This window comes from Pigmentiphaga daeguensis (assembly GCF_039523035.1).
GTDB lineage: Bacteria > Pseudomonadota > Gammaproteobacteria > Burkholderiales > Burkholderiaceae_B > Pigmentiphaga > Pigmentiphaga daeguensis.
Genome location: NZ_BAAAEN010000017.1, coordinates 58821 through 70415 on the forward strand (window position 1 = coordinate 58821; position 11595 = coordinate 70415).

The window sequence follows — 11595 nt, forward strand, 5'->3', positions numbered from 1 at the left end:
AACCATACGGCGTGCCCTCTTGGCACCCGCCTCCTCGCTCCGATCCCGGTCGACGCGCGCCGTTGCGCGTCGCGCGTCGTCGCGCCCGTCCATCCTGTTTCCGCTCATCCCGGCCTTCCACTCCTGAGCCCGGCGATCCCCCTCCCCTCTACCGCTTTCTCGCAATCGATCGCCGGGCTTCCCGAACAAACGTCTTGAACGCCGTTTTCCCGGCACCGTTTCTTCAGGAGACAGGCATGCAAACCAGCAGCCCCCCTTACATTACCGTCAGCGAACTCGACTACGTTCGCCTTACCAACCTTCTCGGCGACCGCGAGCCCGCGGCCGGCACGGCGCAGGCAGTCCTGGCCGAGGCCCTGGACCAGGCGGATCAGGCCGAGCCGCGCGAGATCCCCGCCGACATCGTCACCATGCATACCCGCGTGGAAGTCGAGGACGAAAGCGGCGTGCGGCTGATCACCCTGTGCTATCCCAAGGAAGCCGATGCCGCCAAGGGCATGGTGTCGGTGTTCTCGCCCATGGGCGCGGCCCTGCTGGGCGCGCGGGTGCCCGGGAAGATCGGCTGGACCCCTCCCGACGGCGAACCGCGCCAGATGCGCGTCGTTCGCATCGACTACCAGCCCGAAGCCAACGGCGACTACACCGCCTGATCCCCTCCTGCCACGCGGCGGCCGGACAACATCCCCGCCCCGTTTCCCGACTTCCGCCACCAGGCCGTGCTAGAGTAGCCGCCGAGTCGGTGCTTCACAGTTAAACGGGAAACAGGAGGGCCCCTTCGGGACCTAACCTGTGCTGCCCCCGCAACGGTAAGCATCCCGTCCCGCGTGGCCACGCCGCGCGCGACACGCCGCATCGAACCCACTGTGCCACGTCCCGCCGCATCCTCCGGCGCCGGCGCGCATGGGAAGGGGATGCGGCCACGGATGCCAGCCCGGATACCGGCCGGCTCGAAGGTCCCCAGGACCGAAAGGGGGAAGCGCAACGCTTCCCGATTCGCAAGCCGACGTGCGGGGATGCGCGTCACCGAAACCGCAGGTATCCATGTCATCCAGTTCCACCTCCTGGCGCCTGGCCGGCGCCACCGGCGCGCTGCTTTGCGCCGCCAACGTGCAGGCCCAGGCTCCTGCCGCCACCACCCTAGATCCGGTCACCGTCACGGCCTCGCGCGTCGAGCAGCCCCTGTCGCGCGCGCTGGGCGATGTCACCGTCATCGACGCCGAGACCATCCAGCGCGCCGGGCAGACCAGCCTGGCCGAGCTGCTGCAGCGCGAACACGCCATCGACATCGGCACCAACGGCGGCCCGCAGACCACGACCAGCGTCTTCATCCGCGGCGCCAACAGCCGCCATACCCTGGTACTGATCGATGGCCTGCGCGTGGGATCGGCCACCTCCGGCACCATGAGCCTGAACGGCATCGACCCGGCCAGCGTCGAACGCATCGAGATCCTGCGCGGCGCGGCCAGCAGCATCTATGGCGCGGACGCCATCGGCGGCGTCATCAACATCATCACCAAGCGCCAGGCCGACCGGCCGCTGGCCATCAGCGGATCGGTGGGCGCGGGCAGCCACGACACCTACAAGGCCCAGGTCAACCTGGACGGCGCGCAGGGCATGTGGACCTACGGCCTGCAGTACGGCAAATCCAAAAGCCGCGGCTTCAACGCCACCCTGCCCGGCAGCTTCGCCTACTACGGCGACCGCGACGGCTACGAGCAGGAAAACGCCGCCGCCCGCCTGGGCCTGGCCTGGGCCGCCGGCCACCGCGTCGAGGCCAGCGTCTACAACTCCCGCGTCAACGGCCAGTACGACAACAACGGCATCGCCTACGACTCGCGCGCCGTCACGCGCGTGCAGGCCTACTCGCTGTCCAGCGTGGACCGCATCACCGACGCCTGGACCAGCACGCTGCGCTTCGGGCGCACCGTGGACGACTACCGCGACTACGCCAGCGCCACGGCCCCGCGGGCGCAGGCGCGCACGCGCCAGGACCTGTTCACCTGGCAGAACGACCTGGCGCTGGCCGCCGGGCAGAACCTGTCGCTGATCGCCGAGCACCTGCGCGAAGACGTGCTGAGCACCTCGCTGACCGGCAGCTTCCCGACCCGGCGCCGGACCAACTCGGTGGCCGCGATCTACCGCGGCGACTTCGATCGGCACCACGTCCAGCTGAACCTGCGCCACGACAATAACTCCCAGTACGGCGGCAACACCTCTGGCGCGGTGTCATACGCCTACGACTTCGCGCCCGGATGGCAGGCCACGGCCGGCGCCGGCACCGGCTTCCGCTCCCCCACCTACAGCGACCTGTACGGCTTCGGCGGCAACCCCGACCTGAAGGCCGAGAAGTCGCGCAACGTGGAAGCGGGCCTGCGCTATCGCCAGGGCGGCACCACGGCCTCGATCACGGCCTTCCGCAACCGCGTCTCGAACCTGATCGTCTGGGTCGACGACGGCACCGGCAACTGGACCGGCAGCAACGCCAACGTCGACAAGGCCATCCTGAAGGGCGTGAACGTCAGCGTCGCCCAGCAGCTGGGCGCGACCACGCTGCGCGCCAGCGCCGACTGGCAGGACCCGCGCGATGCCCGGACCGGCGAACAACTGGCCCGGCGCGCCCGCGGCAGCCTGAAGCTGGCGGCCGACCACCGCCTGGGCCCCTGGCTGCTGGGCGCCGAGTGGCTGGCGACCACCCCGCGCGTGGACTACGCTGGCGCAGTGGGACGCCTGGGCGGCTACAGCCTGATGAACCTGATGGCGTCCTACGACATCAATCGCAACACGCAGGTGCAGGTACGCTGGAACAATGCGTTCAACAAGCACTATGAGCTGGCGGGCGGCTATGCGACCCCGGGTTCGACGGTCTTCGTCAACCTCAGCTATCGCCCCTGAGCGACGCCGCCCATGGGCGGCCGTGGCCGTGGCGCTGGTCCTGGTCCCGGCGGCCGCGCTGGCCCAGGCCATCCACGCGCGCGACGACGCGGGCCGCGACATCACCCTGCCCGCGCCCGCGCGGCGGGTGGTGTCGCTGGCGCCCCATGCCACCGAACTGCTGTACGCGGCCGGCGCGGGCGCGGCCATCGTGGGCGTGGACCGCTACAGCAACTACCCGCCCGAGGCCGTGAAGCTGCCCCGCGTGGGCGACGGACTGCACCCGAACGCCGAGCGCATCGTGGCGCTGGCGCCCGACCTGGTCGTGCTGTGGGCCTACGGCGACGGGCCGGCGCACGCCGGGCTGCCCGAATCCCTGCTGGCGCGGCTGGGCATCCGGCTTTACTACAGCAATCCCCGCAAGCTGGCAGACATTCCCGACGCGATCGAACGATTGGGCGAACTGACGGGCACCCGGACCACGGCCCGGGCCCATGCGGCGGACCTGCGGCGGCGCCTGGCCGCCCTGGCCGCGCGCCATGCGGGCCAACGGCCCGTGCGCGTGTTCTATCAGGTGGGTTCCCAGCCCATGTACACCGTGAACGATCGCGGCATCATCGGCGATGCCCTGCGAACCTGCGGCGCCGTCAACGTCTTCGGCGGCCTGCCCGCCGCCGCGCCCATGGTGGGCACGGAAGGGGTCCTGAAGGAGAATCCGCAGGCCATCATCGTGGGTCAGGCCGGCCCGGGCGCCGATGCCGCGCTGGCGGCCTGGAAGGCCTTCGGGCCGGCGCTGGCCGCGGCGCCGGACAACCTGTGGGCCATCGACCCCGATGCCATGCACCGGCCCACGCCGCGCATGATCGACGCCACGGAGCGCCTGTGCGGGATGATCGATGCCGCACGGCGGCGGGCGGCCGGACGATAAGCAGTACGGGGAGGAATGACGTGGCAGCGGCTGGCGGCTGCACGGGGGAAGGCAGGAAATGGCGCGCCCGGCTGGGATCGAACCAGCAACCCCTGCCTTCGGAGAGCAGTACTCTATCCATTGAGCTACGGGCGCGTAGCCGCCAATTGTACCCTGCCTGGAAGATTTCGTCTTTTGCCCCGCGCGCGGCCCCCAAAAACACCGATTGAGCCGAGCGGCGGGCCTGCCGCTATAATCAGGCGTTTATGTGCGGGAAAGCAGCCGGCCGGGAGGAGAAAGGCGGCAGCCCATCCGGCGCAATACAAGTATCAAAGCAAGCAGTCAGCAAAATCCCATAAACCGTCACGTGTCGGGCGTGCCCGGCCCATAGACTTGCAGGACTTGGCAATGAGCAACGCGCAGCATAATCACGAAGAAGCCCATGAATCGCCGATCAGGACGCCCCGCCAGCTGATCACGGTGGTCATACTGGCTTTCCTCGTCCCCATCATCACCATCCTGCTGCTCGTGAACTTCGTCGCCAGCGGCAACAAGTCCAACGCGGGCTCCGACGCGCAGACGCCCGAGGCCATCGAGGCCCGCATCAAGCCGGTGGCCGGCTTCGAACTGCGCGACGCCAACGCCCCGCGCGTGTTCCAGACCGGCGAAGCAGTCTACAAGGCGGTCTGCGCCACCTGTCACGCCGCCGGCGTGGCCGGCGCGCCCAAGTTCGGCGACAGCGGCTCATGGGCCAAGCACGTCTCCACCGGCTTCGACGCCATGCTGCAGGTCGCCCTGCACGGCAAGGGCGCCATGCCGGCCAAGGGCGGCAACCCCGACCTGGACGATTTCGAGGTCGCGCGCGCGGTGGTCTACATGGCCAACAACAGCGGCGCCAACTTCAAGGAGCCGGCCGAACCCGCGCCCGCCGCCCCGGCTGCCACCGCGGAAGCTCCGGCTGCCGCACCCGCCGCGCCTGCTGCCCCTGCCGCCGCGGCGCCGGCCGCGCCCGCGCCCCACGCCGCCGCGCCGGCCCCGCAAGCCGCGGCACCCGCGGCCGCTTCCACCGCCGACGGCAAGAAGCTGTACGACTCCACCTGTTTCGCCTGCCACGGCGCCGGCATCGCCGGCGCGCCCAAGTTCGGCGACAAGGCCGCCTGGGCGAAGTACATCGCCACCGGCGTGGATACGATGGTATCGGTTGCCATGCAGGGCAAGGGCGCGATGCCCCCGAAGGGCGGCGCCGCGAATGCGACCGAGGCCGACATCCGCGCGGCGGTGCAATACATGGTCGACGCGGCCAAGTAAGCCACCTCGCCCGTTTCGATCTAAAAAAACCCGGCTCACCGAAAGGGGGCTGGGTTTTTTATTCAGGCCGCGCCGCCGCATAGCGGCGCATTTTTGTCCTACGTCCCTCCTCTCCAGCCCGATACCTTGCTGGCCTGCGCCCGGATCAAGCGAGAAGCTGCCTGACGCCAGCCTCTGCGGAGCAGTCAAGGAAATGGAAAGCGGCTTGATCGACGCAGACTTGGGTGGCTTTCTCTACAAGAAACGGGTGGCCCGCCTTGGCAGCGGCAAGAGCGGCGGCTACCGCACACTGTTGTCAGCTCGCCTGGGTAGACGCTATGTGTTCCTGCACGGCTTTCCCAAGAGCGACAAGGCGGACATCACGCAGGGCGAAAAAAAGGCGCTGCAATTCGTCGGCAAGGTGTTTCTGGAACTGTCCCCCGTGCGCGAGTTCGAAGCCGCCGACATCAAACACCTGCGGGAAGCCCTGAAGTTCAGTCAGCCAGTGTTCGCGCTCCACCTGCACACTACCGCCTCGACGGTGCGCAAGTGGGAGCAGGGAGAAACCCGACCTGCCGGTCCGGCGCTCAAGCTGCTCAACATCATCGCCGACAAGGGCTTGCAGGCGATCCTCTGATCTACGCGGCGGGCGGCACGAGGCGCTGGATGGCTTCGTCGCTCAGGCCCAGGTAGTCACGCAGCACAGCTTCCGTGTCCTGCCCCAGCAGCGGCGGCGCGTGGCGGTACTGCACCGGCGTGTCCGACAGGCGCAGCGGGCTGGCGACGGAAGGCGCCGTGCCCGCCAGCGGATGCGGCAGGTCCAGGCGCAGGCCGCGGGCCTGGACCTGGGGATCGTCGAAGGCCTGCTCGATGGTGTTGATGGGGCCGCAGGGCACGCCCACGGCCTCGAGCCGCTGCAGCCAGTAGTCGCGCGGCTTCTTTTCCATGATCTCGGCCAGGATGGGCACGAGCCGGTCGCGGTTGATGACGCGGTTGCTGTTGATGCTGTAGTCGGGATGATCGGCCAGTTGCGGCGCCTCGAGCACGCCGCAATAGGCGCGGAACTGACCGTCGTTGCCCACGGCGACGATCAGGTGGCCGTCGGACGCGGCGAACACCTGATAGGGCACGATGTTCTGGTGGGCGTTGCCGGCCCGCCGGGGCGCGACGCCCGAGGTCAGGTAGTTCAGGGCCTGGTTGCCCAGCATGGCCACCACGGTGTCCAGCAGCGCGACGTCCAGGTGCTGTCCCAGGCCGCTGCGCTGGCGTTCCTGCAGCGCGGCCAGGATGCCCACCGTGGCGTACATGCCGGTCAGGATGTCGGCCACGGCCACGCCGGCCTTCTGCGGGCCGGCTCCCGGCAGGCCGTCGCGCTCGCCGGTGATGCTCATGAAGCCGCCCAATCCCTGGATCATGAAGTCGTAGCCGGGGCGGCTGGCGTACGGGCCGGTCTGGCCGAACCCGGTGACCGAGCAATAGATCAGGCGCGGATTCACTTCCTTCATCGAGGCGTAGTCCAGTCCGTACTTCGCCAGCCCGCCGACCTTGAAGTTTTCGATCAGGATGTCGCTTTGCGCGGCCAGCTCGCGCACCAGCCGCGCGCCTTCGGGCGTGGCGATGTCCAGCGCGACCGAGCGCTTGTTGCGGTTGACGCTGAGATAGTAGGCGGCCTCGGCCGTGTCCCGGCCCTGGCTGTCCTTCAGGAACGGCGGCCCCCAGCTGCGCGTGTCGTCGCCCGATCCCGGCCGCTCGATCTTGATCACCTCGGCGCCCAGGTCGGCCAGGTTCTGGGTACACCAGGGTCCGGCCAGGACGCGAGTCAGGTCGAGAACACGGATGCCGGCCAGGGGAGAAGTGCGTGCTGTCATGCTTTGCTCGAATTCGCGTGAAGGAAGAACAAAACCGCGGGACCGGCCGATGCCGGGCAATCCGTAAGCTTACCCCACGGGCCCGGCGGCTCCCCGAGAATCACCGGCCCGGCCGTCGACGCCCCACGCCTGGCGCGCGCGTCCCGTCACAAGTCGTGAAGCCCCCATTCATGTCCGGTGATTACCGGCACCGGCGAGGTGCCCGTATGCTGGCCCGATGCCGGGGACGTCCGATTCCCCGGACAACCAGAACGGAGGAGCCATGCATCGCCACCCGCTCATGCCGGCCGCGTGGATCGCGGCCGCGTTCGCCTGTGTCCTGCCGCCGCTGGCCTCGGCCCAGGACATTCCAAGAAAGTCGATCACCATGGTCGTCGGCTTCGCACCCGGGGGCGGCGCCGACACCGCGGCCCGCCTGATTGCCAGGAAGCTGGCGGACAACCTGGGCCGTCCGGTCGTGGTCGAGAACAAGGCCGGCGCGGGCGGCAACATCGCCCACGACCTGGTCGCGCGGGCCGAACCCGACGGCTCCACCATCCTGCTCGGTTCGATCGGTCCGCTGGCCATCGCGCCCCACCTGATGAAGCTGCCCTACGACCCGGTCAAGGACCTGGCGCCCATCACCATGGGCGTCAACTTCCCGAACGTGCTGGTGGCCTACGCCGGCCTGGGCGTCAAGACGCTGAACGACTACATCGAGATGGCCAGGAAGCATCCCGAGAAGATGAGCTACGCCTCGACCGGCGCCGGCTCCGCCTCGCACCTGGCGGGCGAACTGCTCAACCAGCGCGCCGGCGTGAACGTCGTCCACGTGCCCTACAAGGGCGGGGCGCCGGCCATGGTGGACCTGCTGTCGGGACGAGTCGCCTCGTACTACTCCACGCCGTCTTCGGCCCAGCCCCATATCGAGACCGGCAAGGTGGTCGCCATCGCCACGACGGGCTTGAAGCGCCCGGCCTTCATGCCCGACGTGCCGACCATCGCCGAGTCCGGCATTCCCGGCTTCAATGCCACCAACTGGTACGCCTTCGTCGCGCCGGGCAGGACGCCCGCCGGCATACTCGACCGCTGGAACGAGGAAATCGTGAAGGTGCTGAAGGATCCCGACGTGTCGGCCCAGTTGATCAAGCACGGACTGACGCCCGATCCGATGAGCCGCGAAGAACTCGCCAGGTTCATCGCCGACGAGTCGGCCACCTGGGGCGCGATCATCAAAGAGCGCCACATCACCGCGCAGTAGTCTTTTCCTCCCGCGCCGGCGGCCCCTCGCCTGCGCGGCACTCCCCGCTTGCCGTCGGCCCGCGCTCGGCTCATAATAGCTAGTAGTATAGTTTACTATCACATTGAACCGAGCGACCGGGCAGGCACCCGGACGCCCGCGCGTCCAGCGACGACGCATCGAGGAGACAAGCTTGAAACCCAGTCTATCGTGTGGCCTGGTTGCGGCGAGCCTGGCGCTTGCCGGCATCCAGGCCGCTTATGCCGACGACTTCCCCACGCGCCCCATCCGCCTCGTCACGCCCTACCCGGCCGGCCTGACGCCGGACGTCGCCACCCGCATCATGGCCGAGAAACTGGGCAAGCTGTGGGGCAAGCCCATCGTCATCGAGGCCAAGCCGGGCGCCAACGGCTTCCAGGCGCTGGGCGCCGCCAAGCAGGCCGCGCCCGACGGCTACACCCTGCTGGTCGTGGGCGACGCGCACATGACCACCAATCCCAAGCTGCTGGCCTCGGTCCCCTACGACCCGCAGAAGGACTACACGCCGGTGTCGCTGTTCTTCCGTGCGCCCTTCCTGTTCTACACGTCCGCCTCGGCTCCCTATGCATCGATGCGCGACCTGATCGAGGCGGCCCGCAAGGATCCGAAGAAAATCACCTACGGTACGCCCTACGTCGGCAGTCCCGCCCATTTCGGCGGTGCCATCCTGGCCCAGGCCACGCGCACCGAGATGATGCCGGTCCACTACAAGGAAGGCGCGCAGATCTACACGGCGGTCGCCAACGGCGACATCAGCTTCAGCGTGGCCACCATCGGCTCGGGGCTGCCGCTGGTCAAGGCCGGCAAGCTGAAGATGCTGGCCACCGCCTCGCCGCAGCGCCTGGCCGACTATCCGCAGGTTCCCACCGTCAAGGAATCCGGCGGTCCCGACCTGGCCATCGAGACCTGGGTGGGCCTGGTGGCGCCGGCGGGCACGCCCCCGGCCGTGGTGCAGAAGCTCAACGCCGGCATCGCGCAGGTGCTGAAGGATCCGGAACTGATCGAGAAGTTCGCGGCGCTGGGGATCGAGCCCCAGGGCAGCACGCCGGCCGAGCTGTCCACGCGCGTGCGCGACGAACTGGCCGAGGTGGAGACACGCATCAAGCGGCTGGGCATCAGCATCGAATAGCCGGACGCGAGCGGCCGGCACGCCAGGCGCCGGCGCTATTTCAGCCGCATGTGCACCCGCACGAAGTCGCTGCGGAACAGGCCCTGGGATTCGTACACCAGGACTTCGTCCTTGTCGAACACCGAGCGGGTGACCACCATGATGGCGGTGTTCACCGGCACGTCCAGCAACTGGGCCACCTCGAAGTCGGCGTTGCTGGCCTGGATGGTCTGCTCGGCCCGGCCGATGCGGTCGCCCGCGTGATTCTGTATCAGCTGCATGGGCACGGGCGAGTTGAACGCCCGCTTGCCGATGGCGCGAAAGATCGTGCGCTCGACGTACGAATCGCCGACGAAGTACGGGATCTGGTTGTGCTTCTGCAGGCGGCGCAGGTGCTGGTAGCCGTCGGACGACAGCGAGCCGCCGTGGTGGTTGATCGATTGGGGCCGCATGACAGTGCTGCTCTCCAGCCATTCGATCTGGATGTCGGGCACGTGGTTGACCAGCGTATCCCAGCTGGTCGGGATATCGTAGAACACCCCGCTTTGCGGGCGGCGCAGGACGAAGGTGCCACGGCCGCGGTAACGGCCGATCAGACCTTCGGACTCCAGGAAGCCGATGGCATGGCGGATGGTGGCGCGCGCCACGCCTTCTTCGCGGGCCAGTTCGTCCAGCGACGGGATTTGCTGGTCCACCGCCCACTCGCCCGTCTCGATGCGCTTCCTGAAGGACATGACCAGCTTGACGTAGATGGGCGTCCCCACCTGGGCCAGGTTCGCGATGGCGGTCGACGGTGTCGTGCGGGTGGCGCGGGGCGGAGGCAAAGTCATGAGGCGCGATGTGCTGGTTGACTAGCCTTTCATTCTATCAGTGGCCTGTCCCGCCATCGGCGGCGCGGACGGTAGGCTATAGTCGGTGCTCTTTCCGCAACACGCGCCGTCTTCGCATGAGCCTCGAATCCGTCCGCCATTTCCTGGCCACCCACGCACCCGACATCGCCATCATCGAACTCGAGCACAGCACCGCCACCGTCGAACTGGCCGCGCAGCACCATGGCGTCGCGCCGGGCCAGATCGCCAAGACGCTGTCGCTGCGGGCGGGCGACCGCGAGGTGCTGGTCGTGACACGCGGCGACGCCAGGCTGGACAACAAGAAGGCCAAGGCCGTGTTCGGCGGCCGCGTGAAAATGCTGCCGGCCGACGAAGTGGTGGCCGTGACCGGACACCCGGTGGGAGGCGTCTGCCCGTTCGGCCTGGCCACGCCGCTGCCCGTGTATTGCGATGTCTCGCTGCGGGCCTACGACGAAGTGCTGCCCGCCGCCGGTTCCACGCACAGCGCGGTGCGCATCGCGCCCCGGCGCCTGGCCGAGCTGGTCGGCGCGCAATGGGTGGATGTCAGCCAGGAAGCGGCCTGAGGCGCGTCTACGGCCTGAGGCGCGTCTATTTCAGGTCGGTGTGGATCTCGACGAAATCGCCGCGGAAGATGCCCAGCGATTCATAGACCAGGACGCCGTCGCGATCCAGCACCGACCGCGTCACCTGGATGACCGGCGCGCCCGAAGTCAGGTCGAGCAGGCGGGCGGTGTCCAGGTCGGCCACGCTGGCGCGCACGGTCTGCTCGGCATGGCCGACGCCGCCCGGCAGGCGAGCGTCCAGGATCTTCAGCGGGATGGGCTTGGCCAGCACGTCGGCGCCGAAGGCGGCGTAGACGTTCTTTTCGATGTAGGTATGGCCGATGCCGTAGGGAATGTGGTGGCGCAGCAGGCGCCGCTTGAGGGCCTGATAAGACTCGCCCAGCGCGGCGCCGGCGTGCACCGAGGCGGGCGGCTGCGCGCATTCGTGGCTTTCCAGCCACTCGACCTCGATGTCGGGCTGCGGCCCGGTAAGCTCGTCCCAGTTCATCGGGATGCGATACCAGATGTTGGACTGGGGACGCGCCGTGACGAAGGTGCCGCGGCCGCGGAAGCGGCCGATCAGCCCCTCGGCCTCGAGCATGCCCAGCGCATGCCGCACCGTGACCCGGCCCACGTCGAATTCCTCCATCAGCTCGTCCAGCGACGGAATGCACTCGTTCAGCGGCCAGACGCCGTTCTCGATGCGCTGGCGGAACAGCGCGAAGAGCTGCGCGTACATCGGCAGCCCGCCGCGCGGGCCGGTGTTGCCGGCACGCGCGGAAGTATCGGAAGCGTCGGTCGTGCGTCGTGCGGATGCCATGGAGCGAATCACCTGCGGCGGATGGCCAGTCTCGCGCCCCGGGGCGCAAACGCATATTGTGCCGGGGCGCGGCGGGCGCTGGC

At 68.6% G+C, this 11595-nt stretch carries 10 protein-coding genes, 1 tRNA gene, 2 pseudogenes and 1 riboswitch; of the genes and pseudogenes, 9 read left to right on the plus strand and 4 right to left on the minus strand.

What is annotated here, in order from left to right; translation table 11 throughout:
- The first annotated feature begins 236 nt into the window (after positions 1-236).
- The 3 genes from rnk to ABD104_RS19915 all read left to right on the plus strand — a co-directional run bounded on the left by rnk (position 237) and on the right by ABD104_RS19915 (position 3799).
- The gene (rnk, locus tag ABD104_RS19905; RefSeq protein WP_132980761.1) at positions 237-650 is read left to right on the plus strand and encodes a nucleoside diphosphate kinase regulator; all 414 of its coding nucleotides are present in this window, start codon (positions 237-239) and stop codon (positions 648-650) included.
- Positions 651-720: 70 nt separating this feature from the next.
- Positions 721-961: riboswitch (cobalamin riboswitch) on the plus strand.
- Between the two features lie 80 nt (positions 962-1041).
- The gene (locus tag ABD104_RS19910; protein WP_087836535.1) at positions 1042-2892 is read left to right on the plus strand and encodes a TonB-dependent receptor plug domain-containing protein; all 1851 of its coding nucleotides are present in this window, start codon (positions 1042-1044) and stop codon (positions 2890-2892) included.
- A 28-nt stretch (positions 2893-2920) separates the two neighbouring features.
- Positions 2921-3799 carry a helical backbone metal receptor gene (locus ABD104_RS19915; protein ID WP_343928074.1) on the plus strand — a complete coding sequence of 293 codons (879 nt, stop codon included), beginning with the start codon at positions 2921-2923 and terminating at the stop codon, positions 3797-3799.
- 59 nt (positions 3800-3858) lie between these two features.
- Here the strand turns inward: ABD104_RS19915 and ABD104_RS19920 are convergent.
- Positions 3859-3934 (minus strand) — tRNA-Arg (locus tag ABD104_RS19920).
- Positions 3935-4186: 252 nt separating this feature from the next.
- Here ABD104_RS19920 and ABD104_RS19925 point away from each other — a divergent pair.
- From ABD104_RS19925 to ABD104_RS19935, 3 genes and pseudogenes are all read left to right on the plus strand, one after another.
- Positions 4187-5086 carry a c-type cytochrome gene (locus ABD104_RS19925; protein ID WP_343928075.1) on the plus strand — a complete coding sequence of 300 codons (900 nt, stop codon included), beginning with the start codon at positions 4187-4189 and terminating at the stop codon, positions 5084-5086.
- Between the two features lie 121 nt (positions 5087-5207).
- Positions 5208-5504: pseudogene (locus ABD104_RS19930) on the plus strand (type II toxin-antitoxin system RelE/ParE family toxin); the annotation flags it as partial.
- Positions 5505-5702 (plus strand): annotated as a pseudogene (locus ABD104_RS19935) (helix-turn-helix domain-containing protein); the annotation flags it as partial.
- A 1-nt stretch (position 5703) separates the two neighbouring features.
- Here the strand turns inward: ABD104_RS19935 and ABD104_RS19940 are convergent.
- Positions 5704-6933, minus strand: coding sequence for a CaiB/BaiF CoA transferase family protein (locus tag ABD104_RS19940; RefSeq protein WP_132980122.1), 1230 nt, complete (start codon positions 6931-6933; stop codon positions 5704-5706).
- A 262-nt stretch (positions 6934-7195) separates the two neighbouring features.
- On the opposite strand from ABD104_RS19940, the gene ABD104_RS19945 reads away from it, so the two are divergent.
- Together ABD104_RS19945 and ABD104_RS19950 are read left to right on the plus strand one after the other, a co-directional pair.
- On the plus strand, positions 7196-8173 hold the full coding sequence (locus ABD104_RS19945) for a Bug family tripartite tricarboxylate transporter substrate binding protein (RefSeq protein WP_087840307.1): 978 nt from the start codon (positions 7196-7198) through the stop codon (positions 8171-8173).
- Positions 8174-8345: 172 nt separating this feature from the next.
- Complete coding sequence (locus ABD104_RS19950) at positions 8346-9320, plus strand: Bug family tripartite tricarboxylate transporter substrate binding protein (protein ID WP_343928076.1); 975 nt, start codon at positions 8346-8348, stop codon at positions 9318-9320.
- A gap of 35 nt (positions 9321-9355) precedes the next feature.
- Here the strand turns inward: ABD104_RS19950 and ABD104_RS19955 are convergent, their stop codons facing one another.
- Positions 9356-10129 carry a GntR family transcriptional regulator gene (locus ABD104_RS19955; RefSeq protein ID WP_087840309.1) on the minus strand — a complete coding sequence of 258 codons (774 nt, stop codon included), beginning with the start codon at positions 10127-10129 and terminating at the stop codon, positions 9356-9358.
- A 116-nt stretch (positions 10130-10245) separates the two neighbouring features.
- Here ABD104_RS19955 and ABD104_RS19960 point away from each other — a divergent pair, with 116 nt between their 5' ends.
- A complete protein-coding gene (locus ABD104_RS19960; protein WP_087840310.1) occupies positions 10246-10713 on the plus strand; it encodes a YbaK/EbsC family protein in 468 nt (155 codons plus the stop codon).
- 25 nt (positions 10714-10738) lie between these two features.
- Here the strand turns inward: ABD104_RS19960 and ABD104_RS19965 are convergent, their stop codons facing one another.
- Positions 10739-11512, minus strand: a complete 774-nt coding sequence (locus tag ABD104_RS19965) for a GntR family transcriptional regulator (protein WP_165963235.1) — start codon at positions 11510-11512, stop codon at positions 10739-10741.
- Between the last annotated feature and the right edge of the window lie 83 nt (positions 11513-11595).